Annotated in this window: 21 protein-coding genes; 12 read left to right on the forward strand and 9 right to left on the reverse strand. The window is 72.5% G+C overall.

Features of this window, described 5'->3' with window-relative positions:
* Nucleotides 1-28: 28 nt before the first annotated feature.
* Entirely contained in the window at nucleotides 29-802 is a 774-nt protein-coding gene (locus tag ACQP17_RS32300; protein ID WP_433859471.1) for a lysophospholipid acyltransferase family protein, read from the reverse strand.
* A 765-nt stretch (nucleotides 803-1,567) separates the two neighbouring features.
* On the opposite strand from ACQP17_RS32300, the gene ACQP17_RS32305 reads away from it, so the two are divergent.
* The gene (locus ACQP17_RS32305; protein ID WP_433859472.1) at nucleotides 1,568-2,254 is read left to right on the forward strand and encodes a hypothetical protein; all 687 of its coding nucleotides are present in this window, start codon (nucleotides 1,568-1,570) and stop codon (nucleotides 2,252-2,254) included.
* Between the two features lie 205 nt (nucleotides 2,255-2,459).
* Nucleotides 2,460-2,873, forward strand: coding sequence for an SSI family serine proteinase inhibitor (locus tag ACQP17_RS32310; RefSeq protein WP_433859473.1), 414 nt, complete (start codon nucleotides 2,460-2,462; stop codon nucleotides 2,871-2,873).
* A 53-nt stretch (nucleotides 2,874-2,926) separates the two neighbouring features.
* On the opposite strand, the gene ACQP17_RS32315 is transcribed toward ACQP17_RS32310, so the two are convergent.
* The 5 genes from ACQP17_RS32315 to ACQP17_RS32335 form a co-directional block, all read right to left on the reverse strand.
* Nucleotides 2,927-3,085 (reverse strand): hypothetical protein, encoded by a 159-nt coding sequence (locus ACQP17_RS32315; protein WP_189096154.1) that lies wholly within the window; start codon nucleotides 3,083-3,085, stop codon nucleotides 2,927-2,929.
* Nucleotides 3,086-3,291: 206 nt separating this feature from the next.
* Entirely contained in the window at nucleotides 3,292-4,251 is a 960-nt protein-coding gene (locus ACQP17_RS32320; RefSeq protein WP_433859474.1) for a cytochrome c oxidase assembly protein, read from the reverse strand.
* 142 nt (nucleotides 4,252-4,393) lie between these two features.
* Entirely contained in the window at nucleotides 4,394-5,419 is a 1,026-nt protein-coding gene (locus ACQP17_RS32325) for a 6-phosphofructokinase (RefSeq protein WP_364874229.1), read from the reverse strand.
* A gap of 191 nt (nucleotides 5,420-5,610) precedes the next feature.
* A complete protein-coding gene (locus ACQP17_RS32330; protein WP_189096157.1) occupies nucleotides 5,611-6,339 on the reverse strand; it encodes a type 1 glutamine amidotransferase in 729 nt (242 codons plus the stop codon).
* A 38-nt stretch (nucleotides 6,340-6,377) separates the two neighbouring features.
* Nucleotides 6,378-7,616: a Mur ligase family protein gene (locus ACQP17_RS32335; protein ID WP_364874227.1), complete on the reverse strand. Its 1,239-nt coding sequence runs from the start codon at nucleotides 7,614-7,616 to the stop codon at nucleotides 6,378-6,380.
* 185 nt (nucleotides 7,617-7,801) lie between these two features.
* On the opposite strand from ACQP17_RS32335, the gene def reads away from it, so the two are divergent.
* Nucleotides 7,802-8,362: a peptide deformylase gene (def, locus tag ACQP17_RS32340; RefSeq protein WP_433859475.1), complete on the forward strand. Its 561-nt coding sequence runs from the start codon at nucleotides 7,802-7,804 to the stop codon at nucleotides 8,360-8,362.
* A 33-nt stretch (nucleotides 8,363-8,395) separates the two neighbouring features.
* On the opposite strand, the gene ACQP17_RS32345 is transcribed toward def, so the two are convergent.
* A complete protein-coding gene (locus ACQP17_RS32345) occupies nucleotides 8,396-9,043 on the reverse strand; it encodes a TetR family transcriptional regulator (RefSeq protein WP_433859476.1) in 648 nt (215 codons plus the stop codon).
* Between the two features lie 161 nt (nucleotides 9,044-9,204).
* On the opposite strand from ACQP17_RS32345, the gene ACQP17_RS32350 reads away from it, so the two are divergent.
* From ACQP17_RS32350 to ACQP17_RS32375, 6 genes are all read left to right on the forward strand, one after another.
* Complete coding sequence (locus tag ACQP17_RS32350) at nucleotides 9,205-10,431, forward strand: acyl-CoA dehydrogenase family protein (RefSeq protein ID WP_364874222.1); 1,227 nt, start codon at nucleotides 9,205-9,207, stop codon at nucleotides 10,429-10,431.
* Between the two features lie 343 nt (nucleotides 10,432-10,774).
* Nucleotides 10,775-12,556: a glyoxylate carboligase gene (gene gcl, locus ACQP17_RS32355; protein WP_433859477.1), complete on the forward strand. Its 1,782-nt coding sequence runs from the start codon at nucleotides 10,775-10,777 to the stop codon at nucleotides 12,554-12,556.
* A 246-nt stretch (nucleotides 12,557-12,802) separates the two neighbouring features.
* Nucleotides 12,803-13,030: a hypothetical protein gene (locus ACQP17_RS32360; protein ID WP_433859478.1), complete on the forward strand. Its 228-nt coding sequence runs from the start codon at nucleotides 12,803-12,805 to the stop codon at nucleotides 13,028-13,030.
* A 292-nt stretch (nucleotides 13,031-13,322) separates the two neighbouring features.
* Entirely contained in the window at nucleotides 13,323-14,855 is a 1,533-nt protein-coding gene (locus ACQP17_RS32365) for an AlkA N-terminal domain-containing protein (RefSeq protein WP_433859479.1), read from the forward strand.
* Entirely contained in the window at nucleotides 14,852-15,361 is a 510-nt protein-coding gene (locus ACQP17_RS32370) for a methylated-DNA--[protein]-cysteine S-methyltransferase (protein ID WP_433859480.1), read from the forward strand. The genes ACQP17_RS32365 and ACQP17_RS32370 overlap by 4 nt, the downstream gene beginning before the upstream one ends.
* 55 nt (nucleotides 15,362-15,416) lie before the next feature.
* Nucleotides 15,417-16,157, forward strand: a complete 741-nt coding sequence (locus ACQP17_RS32375) for a 2OG-Fe(II) oxygenase (protein ID WP_433859482.1) — start codon at nucleotides 15,417-15,419, stop codon at nucleotides 16,155-16,157.
* A 37-nt stretch (nucleotides 16,158-16,194) separates the two neighbouring features.
* Here ACQP17_RS32375 and ACQP17_RS32380 read toward each other — a convergent pair whose 3' ends face one another.
* Complete coding sequence (locus ACQP17_RS32380; protein WP_433859484.1) at nucleotides 16,195-16,959, reverse strand: SDR family NAD(P)-dependent oxidoreductase; 765 nt, start codon at nucleotides 16,957-16,959, stop codon at nucleotides 16,195-16,197.
* Nucleotides 16,960-17,066: 107 nt separating this feature from the next.
* Nucleotides 17,067-18,104 carry a ScbA/BarX family gamma-butyrolactone biosynthesis protein gene (locus ACQP17_RS32385; protein ID WP_433859485.1) on the reverse strand — a complete coding sequence of 346 codons (1,038 nt, stop codon included), beginning with the start codon at nucleotides 18,102-18,104 and terminating at the stop codon, nucleotides 17,067-17,069.
* A 117-nt stretch (nucleotides 18,105-18,221) separates the two neighbouring features.
* On the opposite strand from ACQP17_RS32385, the gene ACQP17_RS32390 reads away from it, so the two are divergent.
* From ACQP17_RS32390 to ACQP17_RS32400, 3 genes are all read left to right on the forward strand, one after another.
* A complete protein-coding gene (locus tag ACQP17_RS32390) occupies nucleotides 18,222-18,896 on the forward strand; it encodes a ScbR family autoregulator-binding transcription factor (protein WP_433859486.1) in 675 nt (224 codons plus the stop codon).
* Between the two features lie 747 nt (nucleotides 18,897-19,643).
* A complete protein-coding gene (locus ACQP17_RS32395; RefSeq protein ID WP_433859487.1) occupies nucleotides 19,644-22,097 on the forward strand; it encodes an MFS transporter in 2,454 nt (817 codons plus the stop codon).
* A 497-nt stretch (nucleotides 22,098-22,594) separates the two neighbouring features.
* Nucleotides 22,595-23,320: a DUF4232 domain-containing protein gene (locus tag ACQP17_RS32400; protein ID WP_433859488.1), complete on the forward strand. Its 726-nt coding sequence runs from the start codon at nucleotides 22,595-22,597 to the stop codon at nucleotides 23,318-23,320.
* Nucleotides 23,321-23,570: the final 250 nt, after the last annotated feature.

A 23,570-nucleotide genomic window follows, 5' to 3' on the forward strand; every position in this document is an offset into this window, starting at 1 on the left:
CCCGCCACGTGACCGCCGGCCGCCGCGCCTACTCCGTGCCCGCGCTCTTGCCCGTCGGCTCGTCCTCCCCCTTCACCCGGCCCTTTTCCCTCCCGTGTCCCCGCCGCCCCTGAGCGCGCGCCTGGGCCTGTGCCTCGGCCTTGGCCTCGCCCGCGTACCGGTCGACGTACTCCTGGCCGGACAGCGTGAGGATCGCGTACATGATCTCGTCGGTGACGGCACGCAGGATGAAGCGGTCGTCCTCCATCCCCTCGTACCGCGCGAAGTCCAGCGGTGCGCCGAAGCGGATGGTGATCCGCATCGCGCGCGGCAGCCGCCGGCCCGTCGGCTGGGCCTCGAAGGTGCCGATCATCGCGCAGGGCACCACCGGCACGCCCGCGATGACGGCCATCGAGGCGACCCCGGTCCGCCCCTTGTAGAGCCGGCCGTCGTGCGAGCGGGTGCCCTCCGGGTAGATCCCCAGAAGGTGGCCCTTGCGCAGGACGGAGAGCCCCGAGGACAGGGCCGCCCGCGAGGCGCGGCCCCCGGAGCGGTCCACCGGAATCTGCCCGACGCCGCGGAAGAACGCCGCGGTCAGCCGCCCTTTGAGGCCGGGTCCGGTGAAGTACTCGGCTTTGGCCAGAAAGGTCACCCGGCGCGGCACGATCGCCGGCATCACGAAGTGATCCGCGAACGACAGATGGTTGCCCGCGATGATCGCCGCGCCCTCTTCCGGGATGTGCTCCAGTCCCTCGATCCGTGGTCGGAACACCAGCCGCAGCAGTGGTCCGAGGAGGAGGTACTTCAGCACCTGGTAGAGCACGGAGCAGCTCCCTTGTTCGGTTGGCTTGCCATGGGGGGAGGCCGTTCAAGGTCATGAGGGCCCGGGACAGCCAGTGAGTTTATGAGCACATGCCGCTACTTGTAACCACCTTCGGCCGGATCGATGCTGACGCCCGCCGGCGTCCCGCGAACGCACCGGCCGGCGCGTCGGCCGCACCCCGCGTCCCCGCCGCACGGCGGGGGTGGGCAGGCCGGGGCCGGTCGGGGGGCCGAGGGGGAGGGGGACGGGTGTGCACGCCCGCCTGTCGGCGCCCGGTCCGCGAGGGACGACGCGGTCGGCATCGGCCGCCGGACCTTCTCCGTGCCGCCCGGTGGCCATGCCGCCGGTGCCGGGTCGCCCGGCACTCCGTCGTCGGGCCGCTGACGTACCCGGACGCCGCGCCGGCGGACGTCCCGGACGGTGGACGCTCTCGTCAACAGCCGTGCCGGGCCGTCCCGTTACTCGGCCGGGGTCCTCCCGCAGGAGCGGACGGAGGGTCCTGACGGGAGGCGCCCGGCCGACCCCGCGCCGCGACGCGGACGGACCGCCGCAGCTAACGGCCACGCCGGCCGGAGGACATCCCAGGCGCACTCCGGCCGGCGCCCCGCATACCCGCACCCTGGCAGACCCGGCCGCCGTCCGGAATCCCCTTTGGCATCCACGGACAACTTTCAACTTCCACTGAACGAGCCCGGGTTGGCCCGGCGTACTGTCCGGCAACCGAGCCTGAATCCACGGTTCCAGGCCGAGAACAGGAGTGCAGAGATGTCCCGGAAGAAAACGGTCGGCCGGCGCCAGAAGATCGTCGTCTGTGTCAGTGCCGCGGCGCTGGTGGGCGGCATCGCCATCGCCACCACGGGCACCAGCCAGGCATCGGTGGCCTGTGACGGTCTGTCCGCCGCCCTGAGCAACAACCAGAAGTTCATCGCCGACCAGCGGGCCCACCCGGACTCCCAGTCGGCGGCCCGGATCGCCAACCGGGAAGCCGTGATCAAGGAGATCGGCGTCAAGCAGAAGGCCGCCGGCTGCTCCGCGGAAGGGGGCGGGGACCGGGCCGGTGCCCCGCCGGCGCAGCAGTCTCCGGGCGGCGACGCCCCGCCCGCCTCCTCGACGGCGCCGCCCGGCTCGGCGGGCACCTCCGCCCCGGGTGACTCCTCCGCCTCGGCAGCCCCGCCCGCCGCGGGCGGCTCCGCGGGCGGCGACGGCGACGTGGTCTGCCCCGGCTCGACGGTGACCCTGTCCGGCGAGGGCGGCGCGCCGGCGGCGTCCAGCGACCAGTTCCCCGCCGGGACCAAGCTGAAGGTGACCAACCTGGACAACGACAAGTCGACGACCGTCTCCGTGACCTCCACCTCGGGCAGCTGTGTGCTGCTGAACAACGCGGCCTTCGACCAGGTCCGTGAGGAGGGGAAGAACCTGATCCGGCGCGCCCGTATCGAGCGCGTGGGGTGATCCCGGTCCGGTGACCGGCGACGAAGCCGCCTCCTTCGTTGCCGGTCACCTTCTTGTCTCCCGGGCCTGGATCCGGGGCCCGTACGGGCGACCTCGCGGCGTGGCCGCTTGCCCGCCGGCGTCCGGCGGGGTGGCCTGGGGCCGCCGGGCGCCACGTCCCTGTCGGCCCCGCACCCGATCCCGCCGACGTTCCCAGGAGACCTCGATGTCCGTGAGCCGTGGACGCCGATCCGCCCGTACCGCCGCGCTCGCCGCCCTCTCCACGGCCCTGCTGGGCGTGCTCGGCGCCGCCCCGGCCGGCGCCGATGAGCCGCCGATGGACCAGGGCCTGCAGCTCACCGTGTCGGGAGCCGCCAACACCTGGGTGCGCGGGGTACGGCTCAGCTGCCCGGACGCCTACCGCCGGCATCCGCACGCACGCGCCGCCTGTGACGCGCTGACCTGGGCACACGGGGACCTCGATGCCCTGCCCGGGGAGCCGCACAGCTGCACCCGGGAGTTCGACCCGGTCACCGTCACCGCGACCGGCACCTGGCACGGCAGCCCGGTGAACTGGCGCAAGGAGTTCCCCAACGCCTGCACGATGGACTCCGCCACCGGGCCGGTCTTCCGCTTCTGACCCGCCGCGTCCGACGCACCGTGGGCCCTGACCCACGCCCTCCGGCGGGGCGCTCAGACGGGTCGCGCGGCCACCATCCCGATCGTCACCAGCGCCAGCACCACCCAGGAGAACCAGAGCCAGCCATTGGCGCCCAACGCCACGGTGTAGGCGGTCGCCACGACCAGTCCGCCCACCGTGCACACGGCCATCGTTCTCGCAGATCCGGGCATACCCGCAACCTCCTCACGGCGGCCCGGGCGTCCATGCCGCGGGCCGCGGCCATGGGACCATCGTCCCCGGCCGCGGCCCGTACCGCCAGAGTGGCGCCCCGCCCGTCGCCCGACCTCCACCCCCAGAAGGCGGCGCGATGCGCCGACCCGCCCGCCCGTCGCCCGACCTCCACCCCCAGAGGACGGCGCGATGCGCCGACCCGCCGTTAGCGCCCCCGTGCGTGGAGCGAGGCGAGGTAGGCGTTGTACTCGACCAGGTCCTTGTCGCCGTTGCGGTCGGCGGCCCGGTCCGCGCGCTGCGACTGCCGCTCGTCGGACCGGTACCACTGGAAGACCAGCGCGATCAGCACCACGACGGACGGGATCTCGCTGAAGGCCCAGGCGATGCCGCCGGCGGCCGTCTGGTCCGACAGCGCCTCGATCCCCAGCGAGGCCGGCGGGTGCACGAAGGTGTCGACCATCGGCTCCGAGGCCATCATCAGCGCGATCCCGAAGAACGCGTGGAACGGCATGCCCGCGAACAGCTCCAGGATCCGCATCACATGGCCGGGCCGGTGCGGGCCCGGGTCGACGCCCATGATCGGCCAGAAGAACACCAGGCCGACCGCGAGGAAGTGCACCATCATCCCGATGTGCCCGGCCCGCGACTCCATCAGGAAGTCGAACAGCGGGGAGAAGTAGAGCCCGTAGAGGCTGGCGATGAAGAGGGGGATGGTGAAGGCGGGGTGCGTGATGATTCGCATGTAGCGGCTGTGCAGCAGCGCGACCAGCAGTTCGCGCGGGCCCCTGCGTCCGCGCGAGGCGGTCGGCAGTGCCCGCAGCGCCAGCGTCACCGGCGCCCCGAGCAGCAGCAGGATCGGCGAGAGCATGCTGATGATCATGTGCTGGACCATGTGGACGCTGAACATCGCCATGCCGTAGTCGTTCAGCTGGGTGCACATCACCAGCGCCACCGTCAGGATGCCCAGCGTCCAGGCGACGGTCCGGCCCACCGGCCAGGCGTCCCCCCGCCGCCGCAGCCGGAACACCGCCCAGCCGTAGAGGCCCAGCCCCAGCAGGCAGCCGACGAGGAACAGCGGATCACCACCGAACTCCAGGCCACGCCCCAGCGTGAACGGCGGCAGATCCATGTTCATGCCGTCCATGCCGTGCCCGCTGTGATCCATCCGCTCGCTCCTGATTCGTACCGATAGTCCGGCCACAAGACTAGAACCGCCCCCGGCCGGAACATCGGCCGGGGGCGGCTCGTGCGTCAGGGCGTCACGGATCCGGGGTGACCCCGGACCGACGCGCCGGGCGCGCGCTGCTTCAGAGCACGCACTCGGCCTCGTCGTAGCGTTCCACGGGCACCGTCTTGAGCGTCTCGACCGCCTCGGCCAGCGGCACCAGCGTGATGTCCGTGCCGCGCAGCGCGGTCATCATCCCGAACTCGCCGCGGTGCGCGGCCTCGACGGCGTGCCAGCCGAAGCGGGTGGCGAGCACCCGGTCGTAGGCGGTCGGCGTCCCGCCGCGCTGGACGTGGCCGAGGATGACCGGGCGGGCCTCCTTGCCGAGGCGGTCCTCCAGCTCCACCGACAGCTGCCGGGCGACACCGGCGAACCGCTCGTGGCCGTACATGTCCTTGCCGCCGATGTCGAAGGTCATGCTGCCCTCGCGCGGCTTGGCGCCCTCGGCGACCACCACGATCGCGAACTTCTTGCCGGCCTCGAAGCGTTCGGCCACCCGAGCGGTGAGCTCGTCGATGTCGAAGGGCCGCTCCGGCACCACGATGGCGTGCGCGCCGGCCGCCATCCCCGAGTGCAGGGCGATCCAGCCGGTGTGCCGTCCCATCACCTCGACGATCATCACCCGCTGATGGGACTCCGCGGTGGTCTTGAGCCGGTCCAGCGCCTCGGTGGCGACGCCCACCGCGGTGTCGAAGCCGAACGTCACGTCGGTGACCGCGATGTCGTTGTCGATGGTCTTTGGCACGCCGACGATCGGCAGGCCCGCGTCCGACAGCAGCCGTGCCGCCTTCAGCGTGCCCTCGCCGCCGATCGGGATGATGGCGTCCAGACCCAGCTCGGCGACGTGGCCGCGGGCCCGCTCCACACCGTCCCGCAGATGGGCGGGCTGCACCCGTGAGGAGCCGAGGATGGTGCCGCCGCGCGCCAGGATGCCACCGACGGCATCGAGGTCGAGCTTGCGGTAATCACATTCCAGCAGGCCCTTCCAGCCGTCACGGAAGCCGATCACCTCATCGCCGTGATCAGCGGTGGCGCGGTGGACGACGGACCGGATGACGGCGTTCAGGCCGGGGCAGTCGCCGCCGGAGGTGAGGACACCAATACGCATTGCTCGAAAACCCTCTGCAACTCAACCGGAGGCCCGGACCCCGTCGTCCGGTTGGATCCCGCTCACCCTACAAGCGCGGAGCCACCGGGCACACGAACGCCCGCAGTGCGGGACTGCGGGCGTACGAAAGGGTGGCAACTCCGGCAAACGTCACATGTGGGCGAAGGGCCCGAACATGGCGTCGACCGGTATCAAGCGGGCTGGGTGGCCGCCGCGATCCGCTCCTGGCGCAGCGCCTCGTACCAGCGGTCCTCCACCGGAGGCAGCGCGTTGACGTCCAGCGCCAGCTTGATCAGCAGATCGGCGATGTGCGGGTTGCGGGCCATCACCGGACCGTGCAGATACGTGCCGAAGACGGTGTCGCTGTACGCGCCCTCGTAGCCGTCGCCGACGCCGTTGCCGTTGCCGAACCGCACCTTGGCGAACGGCCGGGCCGTCTTGCCCAGGTGGGTGACGCCCTGGTGGTTCTCGAAGCCGGTCAGCGGCGGCAGCCCCAACTGCGGGTCGATGTCGGCGAGAACGTCGCCGACACAGCGCTCCGCCTCACCGCGGGTGCTCACCACGTCCAGCAGACCCATGCCCTGCTGGCGCTCCCCGAGGTCGTTGACGAACTCGTGGCCCAGGATCTGGTAGCCGGCACAGACCGAGAAGACGATCGCGCCGTTGGAGACCGCGCGGCCCAGTCCGCCGTCACGGATCAGCCGCTCCGCGGCCAGCCGCTGCGGCCGGTCCTCACCGCCGCCGATCAGGTAGATGTCACCGGAGGTGGGGATCTGCTGGTCGGAGCGTACGTCCAGACGCTGTACGTCCAGACCGCGCTGCCGCGCCCGGCGCTCCACCACCAGGGCGTTGCCCTGGTCGCCGTACGTGCTCAGCAGGTCCGGGTAGATCCACACCAGGCGCAGGCTGTTGTCACTCATGCTCGCTCGTCCTTGTCCGTAAGGTCGGTGGACCGCACTCAGTTGCCCACGCGGCGGCGCAGGTCCTGGAAGGCCGTGTAGTTGGCGATGACCTCGATCCGTCCGGGCGGTGCCATCCGCGCCGCCTCGTCGAGGTTCTCGCACACGTGGAAGTCGAGTCCCGCGACCTCCAGACGCACCGCGAGGTCCAGCTTGCGGTCGCCCAGCACGAAGAGCGGGTGCCCGGCCAGCCGGGTGTAGTCGACGTCCCACAGCCACGAGGTGTCCGTGCCGTCCGCGCCGCGCGCGTTCACGGACATGATCACCGGGGTCGGCGGCGGGTCGATCAGCGAGAAGGTCTCCAGCCAGCCGGCCGGGTTCTTCGCCAGCAGCAGCCGCAGCTCCCGGTCCTGGAACGAGACCACGTCATAGCGGCCGGCCACGGCCTGCACCGAGAACATCCGCTCCAGGGCCACCTGCGGCGGCACCCCGAACGCGGCGGCGACCGCGGCGGACGTGGTGGCGTTCGCCTTGTTGGCGCGCCCCGGCAGCTGGAGCTTGATCGGCCAGGCGCTGCCGTGCGGATCGAGCACATGGTCGCCGGACAGCGCCCAGCTGGGCGTGGGGCGGCGGAAGCCGCACTCGCCGCAGAACCAGTCCTCGCCGGGCCGCTGCATCACGCCACCGCACGAGGGGCAGGACCAGGCATCGTCCTTCCACTCCTGGCCGGCCGCGACCCACACCACGTTCGCGGACGACGAGGCCGCCCACACGATCAGCGGGTCGTCCGCGTTGGCGATGATCAGCGCCTTGGAGCCGGCCAGGCCCTCACGCCAGTGCTCGGCCAGCATCCGGGTCTCCGCGGCGCGGTCGAGCTGGTCGCGCGAGAGATTCAGCAGCGCTATGGCCTTCGGCGTGACATCGCGCGCCACACCGGCGAGGTACTTCTCGTCCACCTCGATGACGCCGTACTTGGCGTCCGACCCGCCGGCCAGCGCCGAGGTGATACCGGCCGGCATGTTGGCGCCGAGCGCGTTGGAGACCACCGGGCCGCTGGCCCGCAGCGCCTCGGCGATCAGCCGGGTCGTGGTCGTCTTGCCGTTCGTCGCCGACACCAGGATCACGTCCAGGTGCCCGGCCAGCCGCGCGAGCAGGTCGGGGTCGAGCTTGAGCGCCACCCGGCCACCGATCACCGATCCGCTGCCGCGGCCCGCCGCGCGCGATACCGCCGCCGCGGCCTTGCCCGCCGTCACGGCCAGCTTGGCCCGCGGCGACAGCGGCTCCGTGTTGCCTGCCATCGTCCTTGATCCTCCTTGCATCCGGCGCCCCCCTGCCGTACCGCTGCCGGTGGAACGCCTCCTCCGCAGCCGATGACCGGCCGGGGCTTCGGTCGGGGATCAGCCTATCGAGATCCGGCGGCGGGCCCGAACCCCGCCACCCGTGCGGCGACATCCGGGGCGGCCCTGGCCGTACCCTTACCCCCATGCGTTCTCGCACCATCCAGGGCAGTTCCGGACGTGTCCACCCCCTGCGCCTGCTCGGCGACCCGGCCCTGACCGCGCCCTGCGAGGAGGTCACCGCGTTCGACGGCGCGCTGCGGCAGCTGGTCGAGGACATGTTCGCGACGATGTACGCCGCACAGGGCGTGGGCCTGGCCGCCAACCAGATCGGCGTGCCGCTGCGGGTCTTCGTCTACGACTGCCCCGACGACGAGGACCGCCGGCACCTCGGCCATCTGGTCAACCCCCGGCTCGTCGAGGCGGACGGCCCGGTCTTCCGCGGCCCCGAGGGCTGCCTGTCGCTCCCGGGCATCGAGGCCGGCACCCCGCGCCACGACCACACCGTCGTGACCGGGGTCGATGCCGGTGGCGAGCCCCGGACCGTGATCGGCACCGGCTTCTTCGCCCGCTGCCTGCAGCACGAGTGCGATCACCTCGACGGCGGTCTGTACGTCGACCACCTCACCGGGCTGCGCCGGCGCCGGGCGCTGCGGGCGGCGGCCCGGGCCCCGTGGGCCGCGGCGGCGGGGACCGCCGGCCGCTGAGCGACGCGCGGCCCGCCCCCGCACGGCCGCAGCTCAGAAGCCGGGGCCGCCCTCACGGTCCGCGACCGCGGCCAGCTGGCCCCAGAGCAGATCGGCCAATTGTGTGACCAACTGCTCACGGGTGCACGGGCGTTCGCGCAGCCACCAGTCGCCGGCGCCGTGCATCATGCCGACGATGCCGTGCCCCCACACGCGTGCCGTCAGCTCGCCGCCCGGCCCGAGGTCCAGCCGGTCGGTGATCACCTTGGCCAGCTCCTCGCCGAGCCGGCGCAGGAGTGGGGCGGAGTGCCGCCCCACGTCGAACCCGGTCTCGGGCGCGGTGTCCCCGTCGGAGGGGTGCATCAGGAAGCGGTACACCTGCGGTTGGCTCTCGATCGCGAGCAGGTAGGCGTCGAGGGTGGCCTCGACCCGGTCGCGGCGCAGGACGGGGGCGTCCAGCGCGGTGGCCAGATTGGCCAGCAGGGCATCGGTGTGCCGCAGGGCGAGCGCGCGGTAGAGCCCGCCCTTGTCCCCGAAGTGCCGGTAGAGGATCGGCTTGGTGATGCCGGCCTCGGCGGCGATGGCGTTCATCGAGGCATCCGGGCCGTCGCGCAGCACAATGCGCTCGGCGGCCTCCAACAGCTCCCGCCGCCTGCGCTCGGTCGTCGAATGCCGGCTGCCGCTGCGCTCGGTGCGTTCCATGGTCGTGCTCCCCACCCTTGTGAATCTGTGGCGCTGGCGCAACGTAACACCCGTTCTCCGCGGCGAATTCGTCCGTAGGGGAGTTGACATCCCCTACTGGCGAGTAACACACTGCGGGTTACCGCTAGTAACATCGTACGGCGTGCAGCACTGGAGGGGACATGGCCGAGTTCACCATGGAGCTCAACGATGAGCAGAAGGAAGTCCGTGACTGGATTCACGGCTTCGCCGCGGACGTCATGCGCCCCGCCGCCGCCGAATGGGACGAGCGCGAGGAGACCCCCTGGCCGGTGATCCAGGAGGCCGCCAAGATCGGTCTGTACTCGCTGGACTTCTACGCCCAGCAGTTCTTCGACCCCACCGGCCTGGGCATCCCCATGGCTCTGGAGGAGCTGTTCTGGGGTGACGCCGGGATCGGCCTGTCGATCGTGGGCACCGGACTCGCGGCCGTCGGCGTGCTCGCGAACGGCACCGAGGAGCAGATCGGCACCTGGGTCCCGCAGATGTACGGCGATGTGAACGACGTGAAGGTCGCGGCCTTCTGCTCGTCGGAACCGGACGCCGGCTCGGACGTCGCCTCGATGCGCACCCGCGCGGTCTACGACGAGGCCAAGGACGAATGGGTGCTCAACGGCACCAAGACCTGGGCCACCAACGGCGGCATCGCCGGCGTCCATGTCGTCGTCGCGGTCGTCGACGCCGAGCTGGGCTCCAAGGGGCATGCCTCCTTCATCGTCCCGCCGCAGACCCCCGGCCTCTCCCAGGGGCAGAAGTTCAAGAAGCACGGCATCCGCGCCTCGCACACCGCCGAGGTCGTCCTGGAGGACGTCCGCGTTCCCGGCCACTGCCTGCTCGGCGGCAAGGAGAAGCTCGACGAGCGCCTCGCCCGCGCCCGTGAGGCGGTCAAGAGCGACGGCGAGCGGGTGAAGAACGCGGCGATGGCCACCTTCGAGGCCTCGCGTCCCGCCGTCGGCGCGATGGCGGTCGGCACCGCCCGCGCCGCCTACGAAGAGGCCCTGGAGTACGCCCGGACCCGCACGCAGTTCGGCCGCCCGATCATCGACAACCAGGGCGTGGCCTTCCAGCTCGCCGACATGCGTACCCAGGTCGACGCGGCCCGGCTGCTGGTCTGGCGCGCCTCCTGGATGGCCGCGACCGGCAAGCCCTTCACGTCGGCCGAGGGCTCCATGTCCAAGCTCTTCGCCAGCGAGGTCGCCAAGAAGGTCACCGCCCAGGCCGTCCAGATCCTCGGCGGCAACGGCTTCACCCGCGAATACCCGGTCGAGCGGATGCACAGGGATGCCGCTATTTATACGATTTTTGAGGGCACGAGCGAGATTCAGCGGCTGGTGATCGCCCGCACGCTGGCGGGGGTGCCGATTCGCTGACGTGGCGTCAACTCAGCGTGCCGCCGGTGCTCTTGACCTCCGAGTGAGGTCGGGGGCGCCGGCGGTTTCGTGCGGGTGGGGGCGCGCGTACGCCCCCTGACCGGTGGCCTCCGTGGCCGCCCCTCGGTCGCGCAGTGGGCCTTGCCCGTGCGCGGCTTTCGCGTTTCCGGTGCCGGTTCGGGTGCGCCGCTCGCTGTGCGCCTCTTGAGGGCCACCTCTTGACGGGCGGTACGCCTCACTCTACGTTCCTTCCATAAAGCAAAATATTGATTCCGCTATACGGAATTAGACCTCTGGCTCTGTGCCGGAGCGTGCCCGTGACAGGTCGATGCAGGAGTACGCGATGCCTCGAATGACAGCCGCCCGCGCCGCGGTGGAGATCCTCAAGCGGGAGGGCGTGCGCCACGCCTTCGGCGTGCCGGGCGCCGCGATCAACCCCTTCTACGCGGCGCTCAAGGGCGCCGGCGGGATCGACCACACCCTCGCGCGGCACGTCGAGGGCGCCTCGCACATGGCCGAGGGCTACACCCGGACCCACCCGGGCAACATCGGCGTCTGCATCGGCACCTCCGGCCCGGCCGGAACGGACATGATCACCGGCCTCTACTCCGCGATCGGCGACTCGATCCCGATCCTCTGCCTCACCGGCCAGGCCCCGACCGCGGTGATCCAGAAGGAGGACTTCCAGGCCGTCGACATCGCCGCGATCGCGGGGCCGGTCACCAAGGCGGCGACCACCGTGATGGAGGCCGCGCAGGTCCCCGGCGTCTTCCAGCAGGCGTTCCACCTGATGCGCTCCGGGCGGCCCGGCCCGGTCCTGATCGACCTGCCGGTCGATGTCCAGCTGACCGAGATCGACTTCGACCCCGAGACGTACGAACCGCTGCCGGCCTTCAAGCCGGCCGCGACCCGCGCCCAGATCGAGAAGGCCCTCGCGCTCCTCGCCGCGTCGGAGCGTCCGCTGATCGTCGCCGGCGGCGGCGTCCTCAACGCCGACGCCTCCGAGCTGCTGGTCGAGTTCGCCGAGCTGACCGGCACGCCGGTCGTCCCCACCCTGATGGGCTGGGGCATCCTCGCCGACGATCACGAGCTGAACGCCGGCATGGTCGGCCTGCAGACCTCGCACCGCTACGGCAACGCGACCTTCCTGGAGTCCGACTTCGTCCTGGGCATCGGCAACCGCTGGGCCAACCGCCACACCGGCAAGCTGGACGTCTACACCCGCGGCCGCACGTTCGTCCACGTCGACATCGAGCCGACCCAGATCGGCAAGATCTTCGCCCCGGACTACGGCATCGCCTCGGACGCCGGGGCCGCGCTGGAGCTGTTCGTCGAGGTGGCCAAGGAGCACCGGGCCGCCGGCACCCTGCCTGACCGCGCTGCCTGGGCCGCCTCCACCCAGGAACGCAAGGCCCGGCTCCAGCGCCGTACGCACTTCGACGACATCCCGATGAAGCCGCAGCGCGTCTACGAGGAGATGAACAAGGCCTTCGGCCCGGAGACCCGCTACGTCACCACCATCGGCCTGTCCCAGATCGCCGGCGCGCAGATGCTGCACGTCTACCGGCCCCGCCACTGGATCAACTGCGGTCAGGCCGGCCCGCTCGGCTGGACCCTGCCGGCCGCGCTGGGTGTCGCCACCGCCGACCCGGCGACGCCGGTCGTCGCGCTCTCCGGCGACTACGACTTCCAGTTCATGCTCGAAGAGCTGGCCGTCGGCGCCCAGCACCGGATCCCGTACATCCACGTGCTGGTGAACAACGCCTACCTGGGCCTGATCCGTCAGGCCCAGCGCGGGCTCGACATCAACTTCCAGGTGAACCTGGAGTTCGAGAACATCAACTCGCCGGAGCTGGGCGTCTACGGCGTGGACCACGTCAAGGTCGTCGAGGGGCTGGGCTGCAAGGCCATCCGGGTCACCGACCCGAGCGAACTGGGCGCCGCCTTCGAGGAGGCCAAGAAGCTGGCCGCCGAACACCGCGTCCCGGTCGTCGTCGAGGCCATCCTGGAGCGGATCACCAATATCTCCATGGCGGCCGCGGAGATCGACAAGGTGAACGAGTGGGAGGAGCTCGCGACCGAGCCCGGCCACGCCCCTACGGCGATCAAGCCGCTCAAGGTCTGACGGGGGGTCGGGTGCGGTGGGTGGGCCCGCCGGGCCGCCGCCTCCGCCGGAGTGACCGTCATCACCTCACCCGGGTGGAACGTGATTGCTCTGTTTACCGTTCAATTGAGTGTGGGCGCTGAAGAAGCGCGCACCCGCGAGCCCCGACCGGTCCCCCCGTCCGGCCGGGGCTTCCGCGTGTCGGGGGCCGCCGCCCACGGTCGCCGTCGACGTGCGGGAGCGCGGAGCCCGGCGCAGGCTGGAGGCATGACCGAGCATCCGCCTGTCATCGTGCACCCCCCGACGCCGTCCGGCGGCCGGCGGGTGACCGTCCGCGGGCAGATCGTCGGCCTGGCTCACGGCCGTGGCGATGTCGCCGAATTTCTGCGCCGCGCGGGCGTCGCCGGACAGGCCGAGGACATCGCGCTCGACGACCCGGGTCTCGTCGAGTGGCGCGGTGGCTCGCTGAACGACTGGCCGCTGCCGCCGGCCTGAAGCGGCTGGTCACGAGGGCATCAGCGCGCCCGGCACGCCAAGGTGCCGGGCGCTTCGTCGTGCCGGGGCGTGCCTCTGCGCTACGGCGCACCGCCCACGCTTCACCACCAACTGCCGTTCTGGCGAACGGTGTTGGCTGCGGCGTGCGGGCCGCCGGCTCGTTCCTGATCCGGTGCGCGCGTGAGCGGGCCCGAAGCCCCGGCGGCGGGCGGCCGCACCCCGCACGCGCGCCCCCGGCCTGCCGAGCGCCACGTCCGATTTCCGCCAGCGCCCCGCCCTGACCTGCGGCACAGTGGACACCGTGAGCAACGAGGAAACCAGGTACGAGGCGGTGCGCAGCAGGGACGCCAGATTCGACGGCGCCTTCTTCTTCGCGGTGTCCACGACCGGCATCTACTGCCGGCCGAGCTGCCCGGCCACCACGCCCCGCCGCCGCAATGTCACCTTCTTCCCGACCTCCGCCGCCGCCCAGGGCTCCGGCTTCCGCGCCTGCCGGCGCTGCCGCCCCGACGCGGTTCCCGGCTCCGCGGAGTGGAATGCCCGCGCCGATGTCGTCGGGCGGGCGATGCGGCTGATCGGTGAGGGCGTGGTCGACCGGGAAGGCGTCAGCGGACTCGCCGCCCGGCTCGGCTACAGCGCCCGGCAGGTCCAGCGGCAGCTGAACGCCGAACTGGGCGCGGGCCCCGTCGCCCTGGCGCGGGCCCAGCGCGCCCACACCGCCCGGGTCCTCCTGCAGACCACCGGCCTGCCGGCAGCCGAGATCGCCTTCGCGGCCGGCTTCGCCAGCGTGCGCCAGTTCAACGACACGATCAAGGAGATCTACGCCCTCACCCCGAGCGAGCTGCGCGCCGCCCGCCCCGGCAGGCCGACCCGGTTCGGCCCGGTCGCGCCCGGCGGCACGGCGGGCACGCTGCCGCTGCGGCTGGCTTTCCGCGGCCCGTACGCGGCGGGGCCGCTCTTCGACCACCTCCAGCGGCGTGCGCTCACCGGCATCGAGGACGTCAGCGGCGAGCCGGGCACCCGCACCTACCGGCGCACCCTGCGGCTGCCGCACGGCGCCGGTGTCGCCGAGGTCGACGAGGCGACCGGCGACGGCTGGCTGAACTGCCGGCTGCGCCTGACCGAGCTGCGCGATCTGACCACCGCGAGCCAGCGGGTGCGCCGCCTCTTCGATCTGGACGCCGATCCGTACGCGGTGGCCGAGCGCCTCGGCGCGGACCCCGTTCTGGCGCCGCTGGTGGCGCAGTGCCCCGGGCTGCGGGCACCGGGCACCCCCGACCCGCACGAACTCGCCGTCCGCGCCGTGCTCGGCCGGCAGGTCTCGGTCGCGGCCGGCCGCACCCTCGGCGGCGCACTGGTCGCCGCCCACGGCGAACCGCTGCCGGAACCGTCCGGTGCGCTCACCCACCTCTTCCCGCGGCCCGAGGACCTGGCGCGGGCCTCGCTCACGGCTCTTGGCATACCGGAGTCGCGACGGGCTGCCCTGCGCACCCTCGCCGCCGCGCTCGCCGACGGCACCGTCACCCTGGACGCCGGAGCCGACCGCGACCGTACCGAGCAGGCACTGCTCGCTCTGCGCGGTATCGGCCCGTGGACCGCCGGGTACATCCGGATGCGCGCCCTGGGGGACCCCGATGTCCTGCTGAGCGGGGACGTGGCCGTACGGGCCGGCATGCGCCGGGCGGGGATGCCTGCGGACGCGCCGGCGGCGCACGCCCACGGCTGGCGCCCCTGGCGCTCGTACGCGATGCACCACTTCTGGAACACGCCGGCCACAAAGCCGGCGACCGACCGACCCGCCATCACGGAAGGCACAGGATCATGACGCTCTACACCACCCTCGACAGCCCGCTGGGCGAACTTCTGCTGGTGGGCGAGGAATCGGCCACCGCACCGGGCGGCACCGCGCTCGCCTCGCTGTCCCTGCCCGGCCAGAAGGGCGCCGCCACCGTCCAGGACGGCTGGACGCGCGACCCCGACGCCTTCGCCGCGATCGTCGAGCAGCTGCGCGCGTACTTCGACGGGACGCTGACCCGCTTCCGCATCGAACACCTCCCCCGGGGCACGGACTTCCAGCAGCGGGTGTGGAAGGCCCTGGAGACCGTGCCCTACGGCACCACGACCACCTATGGAGGGATCGCCGCCGAGATCGGTGCGGCACGCGGCGCGGTGCGCGCCGTCGGCACCGCGATCGGCGCGAACCCGCTGCTCATCGTCCGGCCCTGCCACCGGGTGATCGCCGCCGACGGCTCCCTGTCCGGCTACGCGGCCGGGCCCGCGCCCAAGCAAAAGCTCCTCGGCATCGAGGGCGTCGGCCCGGACGCCACCTGAGCCCCGTCCCGTCAGTGATCCCACCCGCCGCTCCGACCCCCGTTGGGAGCACCCCATGACCCGCACGACCCCGGAGCGACGGACCCGGCCCGGTGTGCTCGCCCGGCGCGTCGCGGCCGCCGACTGGCCGGCCCTGACCGGCGCACTCGACGAGCTGGGCTGCGCGTCGACCCCACGGCTGCTCGGCCCGGCCGACTGCCGCGCCCTGATCGCGCACTATGACGAGGAGCGGCACTTCCGCTCCACCGTCGACATGGCGCGGCACCGCTTCGGCTCGGGCCGCTACCGCTACTTCGCCGACCCGCCGCCCGCCCCCGTCCAGGCCCTGCGCGAGGCGTTCTACCCGCACCTGCTGACCATCGCCCGGGACTGGGCGGACAAGCTCGACCGGCCGGCGCCCTGGCCGGACACCCTGGGGGAGTGGCTCACCCTGTGCCACCGGGCCGGACAGGACAAGTCCGCCCAGATCCTGCTGCGTTACGGGGCGGGCGACTGGAACGCGCTGCACCGCGACCTCTTCGGGGAGATGGTCTTCCCGCTGCAGGTCGTCATCGGCCTGAACGCGCAGGGCACCGACTACACCGGGGGCGAGTTCCTCCTCGTCGAGCAGCGGCCGCGGGCCCAGTCCCGCGGCACCGCCACCGTCCTGCCGCAGGGCCACGGCATGATCTTCACGACCCGCGACCGCCCGGTCCGCTCGGCCCGCGGCTGGTCGGCCGGCCCCGTACGCCACGGGGTGAGCCTGGTTCGCTCGGGCCACCGGCACTCCCTGGGCCTGGTCTTCCACGACGCCTGACCCCGGGCCGGCCCCGCCCGGCCGGCCCGCAGGCGGGTCAGAGCGTGGAGCCGCCGGTGACGTCGATGCGCTGGCCGGTGATCCAGCGGGAGTCGTCCGAGGCCAGGAACGCGGCGACATCCGCGATGTCCGTCGGCCGGCCGATCCGGTTGAACACCGAATAGGCCGCCAGCGCGGCCCGTCCCTCGGGGGTGGCCCTGCGCGACGCGGTCACATCGGTCTCGACCCAGCCGGGGGCGAGGGTGTTGACCGTGATCCCGCGCGGGCCGAGGTCCTTGGCGAGAGCGAGCGTGAGGGTGTCCAGCCCGCCCTTGGAGACGCTGTAGGCGATCTGCGCCGGGTGCGCCGTACTGGTCACCGCCGAGGAGATGTTGATGACGCGCCCGCCGTCCCGCATCCGGCGCAGACCGTGCTGGGCGAGGAAGAACGGGGCCCGGATGTTGACCGCGAGGGTGCGGTCGAACTCCTCGTAGCTCACCTCGTCGATGCGCCCGGGGAAGTTGAGGGCCGCGTTGTTGACGAGGATGTCGAGGCCGGGTTCCGCGCCGCTGGCCGCGAGTTCGGCGTCGAAGGCGGCGAAGAGGGCCTCGACCGCGCCCGGAGCGCCCAGTTCCGCTCCGACCGCGAAGGCCCGGCCGCCCGCGTCGAGGATGCTTTCGACGGTCTCCTTGGCCGCGGTGTCCTTGCTGCCGTAGTGGACGGCGACCAGCGCGCCGTCCCCGGCGAATCGCTGGGCGATGCCCCGGCCGATGCCCCGGCTGGCTCCCGTCACCAGTGCGGTCTTTCCCGTGAGGTCACCCATGGTTGAGGGCCTTTCGTGTACGGAGGAGAACAGGCTGCCGCCCACCGGGTGGACGGGAGGTGCGTGCGGCGGCCGCCGGTGCACCACGACGCCGGCGGGCGGATGCTTCAGGGGCGGGTGTCCAGCGCCGTGAGGGTGGAGTGGAACACCGGCTCGCCGTCCTGGGAGCCGGTGACCTCGACGGTCGTGGTGCGGGGCAGCGCGGAGGGGACACGTCGCGCCTCGATGACGCAGGGGGTGCCGTGTTCCGCGTAGCGCTGGAATTCCGTGCCGAAGGCGTACGGGATCAGGGCCTGGGGCGCGGCCAGCGTGCGGGCGGCCTGCTGCGCGGCGTCGAGCAGCAGCATGCCCGGGATGTGGTCGTTGGCGGGGTTGACCATCGCGGCGTGGCCGGGCGGGATGCGCAGCTGCCACCGGCCGGCCTGCCCGGTGGGGGCGAGCAGGACATCGCCGTCGTGGGCGCTGCCGGTCAGCTGGTGCGGGAGGGGCGCGGGGAGCGGGGCGGGGGCGTGGCGTGCGGTCAGCCGCGCGCCACGGATGCGGCGATAGACGGACGGGGAGGTGACGGTCACGTCGGAGTGGCCGGTCGCGACGATCCGGTCCGCCCGGCGGATGGTCATGTCGAAATGGCCGCTGGTGAGCGTGCCGGACCGGAAGCGCATCCGGCTGCAGCGGACCTCGACCGTGAGCCCGGTCGGCCCCTGGCCAACGGCCAGATGTTCGGGATGAGTTGTGTACACCAGGTCACCGAGGATGAAATGGTGCCCGACCGGAACGCCCAGCTCGGTGTGGCACAGCAGCAGCCCTGCCTGGCGGATGGTCTCGCCGGTGAGAATGAGGTGGTGGCGGCCGTGCACCGGGGTGAAATACCCGTGGTCGTGGGGCCAACGGGCGGTCAGCGAGAAATGGGAGGCGTCCCGGCGGCGCCATGAGGTGACCAGAATGTCGTCGACGCGCGGGCGGTGCACGAACTCCCGGGGAACACCGGGGCCTCGGTGTTCCCCGGTGGTGGCCTGGTTCCGGCCCAGGGGTGTCCGATGTGGAGCCCTGGGTGGAACAGCGCCGCTGACGTGCATCGTGTCGCTCATGACTGCCCCCAGGCGTCTCAATGGAATGAGGTCCGGCGCTGATAAGATACGTACCATCCGGTTTTATTTTCAATGCCGGGTCGCGAAACGGAGCAAGTAGCCGGCTCAGCGGCGACTTGAGCGGTAGCTAACTGATGCGGAACGTGAAAAACATCAAGAGACAGGAGGCGTCCTGTGGCACAACAGGACCGCGCTATCCGGACCCGGCGACTGATCCTGGAGGCAGCCGCCTCGGTCTTCGACGACCTCGGCTACGACCGTGCGACCATCGCCGAGGTCCTGGAGCGCGCCGGCGTGACGAAGGGCGCCTTGTATTTCCATTTCGCTTCAAAGGAACAGCTCGCCCTGGCCGTGCTCGATGAGCATGTGACGGATATCGCCGTCGAGCCGCAGAAAATCAAACTCCAGGAATTCGTCGACGCGGGACAGGTGCTCGCGTACCGGCTGCGCAGCGATCCGATCCAGCGCGGAGCGGCCCGGCTCGCGGTCGAGCAGGGCTCCAACCACCTCGACCGCAAGCAGGGGATGATCGCCTGGACGCGGTTCGTCGAGGACCTGCTGAACCAGGCGCGGGATCGTGGTGAGGTCCTGGAGAGCGTCGCGGTCACCGAGACGGCCGAGCTGTTCGTCGGTGCGTTCGCCGGTCTGCAGCTGATGTCCAATGCCCTGACCAACCAGGCCGATCTCAGTCACCGCCTGACGGTGTTCTTCGAACACACCCTCCCCAGCATCGCGGTGCCGGCCGTGCTCGCCAAGCTCAAGCTGGATCCCGAACGCGGCGCGGAACTCGACGCCGCGCTGCAGCGCAAGGGCCGCGCGGCCGTCGAGGACGAGGTCGCGGTGGGGTGAGTCGCCGCGGCGGCCGACCGGTGCCGGCGGGGCGGGGTGGCACGGTGCGGGCCGGGTCGGCCCGAAGGGAAGTCCCCGTGCTCTGGGGGCGGTTCGGCACGAGCCGGTTCACGTCCGTTCAGGTCGGGTCGGTTCAGGGCCTGCGGGGCATACTGCGTATTCAGGGCGCGGGAAAATACCGCACAGTCGGTGTGGTGCGCCGGGTGTGTGGCCGAGTCGTGTGTGAAGTGTGCAGGTCGAGGGGCTATCGGCCGGAGTGGGAGGCGTCGCGGAAGAGCCGCGGCGCCTTTCGCTGTTGACGGGTGTACCGGTGGGCGCTGCCACCGGAACGCGGGCGCGAGGTACGGCGCTCGCTGTCCGGGCGGGACTGTCAGTGGTGTGCGGTTCACTGGTTGCGCGGGGTCGGTGGATTCCGCGTTCACGGCGAGGCCGGGGGAGGCCCGATGAACGGGGCGTGGGAGAGTGCGGGGCGCTGTCGCGTGAGGCAGATCACGACCCCGCGGGCGAGATTCCGGCCGGCGTGGCGGAATAGTGCCACTGGCTGACGCGTTCGTCATGCACGTATCAACGGCCTGCACGTATCAACGGCCTGACCGCACCGGCGACCGAGGGCGACACCCCACACCCCGAACGCCCGCCGCCTACTCCTGCCCTCCCACACCTCCACCCGCTCCTGCTGCTCGTGCTCACCGCGCCCTGCCACGCCTGATGACACCGCGCCCCTCTGCCGCCCTGGAGGCCACCCGCATGACCCGGACGACGACGGACCAGCCAGCCGGAAGGACGGCGACCCTCACCGCGGCGCCCCCGGTGCCCGACCCCGTCGCGGGCGGGCGGCGCAGAGCCGGCGGCCTCGTCGTCCCGGTGCTCGCCTTCGCCGGCATCACCGTCGCGGTGATGCAGACGCTGCTCGTGCCGGTCATCAAGGACCTGCCTGTGCTGCTCAACACGGCACCCGGCAACGCCACGTGGGTCCTGACCGCCACGCTCCTCGCCGGTGCCGTCGCGACGCCGATCATGGGACGCCTCGGCGACCTGAACGGCAAGCGCCGGATGCTGCTGACCAGCCTCGCCGTGATGGTCGTCGGCTCGCTGGTCTGCGCGTTCACCGACGACCTGGTCACCATGATCGTGGGCCGGGCGCTCCAGGGTTTCGCCATGGGCGCCATACCGCTCGGCATCGGCATCATGCGCGACGAGCTGCCGCGTGAGCGGCTCGGTTCGGCGATGGGGCTGATGAGTTCCTCGATCGGGGTCGGCGGCGGACTCGCGCTGCCGGTCGCGGCCCTGGTCGCCCAACACGCCGACTGGCACACCCTGTTCTTCGGCGCCGCCGGGCTCGGTGTGCTGTCGATCGTGCTCACCCTCCTCGTCGTGCCGGAGACCGCGGTCCGCGCCCAGGGACGCTTCGACGTGGCCGGTGCCCTCGGGCTGTCGGCCGGGCTGGTGGCCCTGCTGCTGCCCATCACCAAGGGCGGCGACTGGGGCTGGGGTTCGCCCACCACCCTCGGGCTGTTCGGCCTCGCCGCGCTGATCCTGGTGCTGTGGGGTGTGATGGAGCTGCGCCTGCCCGATCCGCTGGTCGATCTGCGGACCACCGCCCGGCGCGAGGTGCTGCTGACCAACCTCGCCTCGATCACGGTCGGTGTGGCGTTCTACGCGGTCTCCCTGGTGCTGCCGCAGCTGCTCCAGCTGCCCACGTCCACCGGATACGGGCTGGGACAGTCGATGGTGGTGGCCGGGCTGTGCATGGCGCCGCTGGGCCTGACGATGATGTGCGTCGCGCCGCTGTACGCGCGGATCGCCGCCCGGCGCGGCCCCAAGGCCTCGCTGCTGCTGGGCATGCTGGTCATCGCGATCGGCTACGGCGCGGGCATGGGCCTGATGAAAGCCGCCTGGCAGACCGTCATCATCGCCGTGGTCCTCGGTGCCGGCATCGGTCTGGCGTACTCCTCGCTGCCCGCACTGATCATCGGGGCCGTCGACCCGTCCGAGACCGGCGCGGCCAACGGCCTGAACACCCTGATGCGTTCGATCGGCACCTCGGTGTCCAGCGCGGTCATCGGCATGGTGCTGGCCCACATGTCCACGCGCGCGGGGCGGGTCACGGTGCCCACGATGGCCGGCTTCCGGGTCTCCTTCCTGATCGCCACGGCCGCGGTCCTCGCCGGCGTCGCCCTGGCGTCCTTCCTGCCCTCGCAGGGGAAGGCGTCCCGCCCGGCCCTGGTCGCGAAGGGCACGGACGGTGTGGTGGACACGGAGCGCCAGGAGACGGCGGCCGGCCGGCCGCGCCCGGAGGGGGTGACGGCGGTGCCTGCGGCGGCTGAACGCGAGGCCGTCCCCGTGCCCACCGGTTCGTCCGCGGCTGGTTCGTCGACGGCCGGAGCGTTCACGGCCGACCGGGTGGCCGACCGGGTGGCCGACCGTGCGGCCGGGTTCCGCGGCCGGGTGGCCGACGCGTCCGGTACCCCGGTCCCGGGCGCGAGCGTCACCTTGATCGACCGTCAGGGCCGCCAGGCCGGTGTCACCACGGCCGCAGTCGACGGCCGCTACGCGCTCGACGCCCCCGCGGCCGGCACCTACGTCCTGACCGCCGCCGCGCCCGGCCATGCCCCGCACGCGGCCTCCGCCACCAGCCGCGGCGCGCAGGCCGGGCCCCCGGTCGACCTGGTCCTCACCGCCACCGGCCGGCTGCACGGCACCCTGTCCGGCGGCCCGGACGGCAGCGCGCTGGACGGCGGGAGCATCGTGGTCACCGACGCCCGGGGCGAGGTGGTGGCCCGTACGACCTCCGACGCCGAAGGGAGCTGGGAGGTCACCCAGCTGCCGCCCGGCGCGTACACCCTGGTGCTCGGCGCCCCGGGACACCGGCCGCACGCCCGTGCGCTGGAGCTGTCCGGCAGCGCCCCCGACCGGCAGGACGCCCGGCTCGAGCCGGCCGCGACGGTCCGTGGCACGGTGCGCGGCCCCGGTGGCGGGCCACTCGCCGACGCCGCGGTGACCCTCGTCGAGGACGGCACGGTCGCCGGGCACACCGTCACCGGCCCGGACGGCGTCTTCGCCTTCGCCGAGCTGAGCGGCAGTCACTACACCCTCACGGCAGCCGGCTACCCGCCGCACGCCGCACCGATATCCCTCGCCGGCGGCGCCGACGAGTCCCTCGACCTGGAACTCACCCAGCCGTCGTCGGCCACCCTCTGAAACGGAGGCTGCCGGCGGGGCACCGGACGGCGCCGGGGCGCGCGGGCGCGCGCCCCGTTCCGCGGACCCGGGGCGGGCGTACCCGTCCCCGGCGGGGGTGAGCGGCGCCTCCGCGGCGATCCGGTTCCCGGTCCGCAGAACGCCGGTGCCGGCCGGGGACAGGGGGCGTAGCGGAATCGGCCACCGGCCGGGTCCCGGGGGCCGATGGGGCGGTCGGGGGCGGTGGGGCGGAGTAACCCGTTCCGCGGAACGGCCGAACCCGGTGGTGCCCCGTCCGCAACTCGGGAGTTTTCTGCGAGTCTGAGCGGCACGCCCGCAATCCGGGCTGGTCACGGCCGGTTGCCGGGTCATCGGCGTGCCGGGCGCACGGAGTCGTTAGCGGTGTGTTAGTGCCTCGTTAGCGGACCGGCAGTGACCGGGGCCACGCTGGAAAGAGGCAACGGACGGACCGCACACCTTCCACGACCGCTCGCACCTACCAGACGAGGGGGACACTCATGTCGCTCACCATCAAGAAGCCCGGCCGCGGCCGCCGTGTCGCCGCAGGATCGCTGATCGCCGTCGCGGCGCTCGGGCTCTCCGCCTGCAAGGGCGGGACCGATGCCGCGTCCCGCCCCTCGTCGGCCGCCGCCTCCGCCCCGTCCAGCGACGCCGGCCAGGGCAGCGGCGCGCAGGCGTCCGGCAGCGGACACTCGCCCGGCGCCAAGCCGCAGTCCTCCGCCCCGGGCGGCCACCGGTCCTCGGCCGCGCCCGTGACACCGAAGGGCACGGTTCCGCGCACCACCCAGTCGCAGAGCTCGGCGATGGCCGCATCGGACCGATGCACCGCCGCCGCCATGTCACTGCGGCTGGGCCACGCCGATATCGGTGCGGGCAACATCCGTTACCCCCTTATCTTCACGAACAAGAGCAAGAAGGCCTGCACGCTGCGCGGGTTCCCCGGGGTGTCGCTGATCAACCGGGACGGCTCGGCGGTCGGCAAGCCCGCCACCCGCGCGGCCGGCGCCGGCGGCGTCGTCCGGCTCCAGCCGGGGCAGAGCGCGCACGCCCTGCTGCACACCGTCAATGAGGGTGTCTCGGACATCCCGTGCTGGGCCAAGTCGCAGATCGTCTACGTCTACCCGCCCGGCTCCAAGGAGCCGATGACCACGGGCAGTGACGGGCTGCGGGTGTGCGGCGGCCGGTTCGACGTGACCGCCGTGGAGCCCGGGTCCCTGGGCTGACGACAGAAGAGTCGGGCGCACGACGGCCCTCCCGCATGACAGCACGCCCCCGGCGCACGAGACGCCGGGGGCGTGCTGTCGTCCGTGGACGGTCATCCGCCCTCCCGTCGAGCGCCCTGGTGGAACGGCCCCCCGCGCCGCACCCGGACCGACGGTCACCGCCCGGCCGGCCCCCCGGCCGATCCGCCGACCGGTCACCCCCGCCGATCCGCCGGCCGGGCGGTGCTCACCCCGTGCCCCGGGCGGTCGG

The organism is Streptomyces kronopolitis, from assembly GCF_050953795.1.
Classification (GTDB): domain Bacteria; phylum Actinomycetota; class Actinomycetes; order Streptomycetales; family Streptomycetaceae; genus Streptomyces; species Streptomyces kronopolitis_A.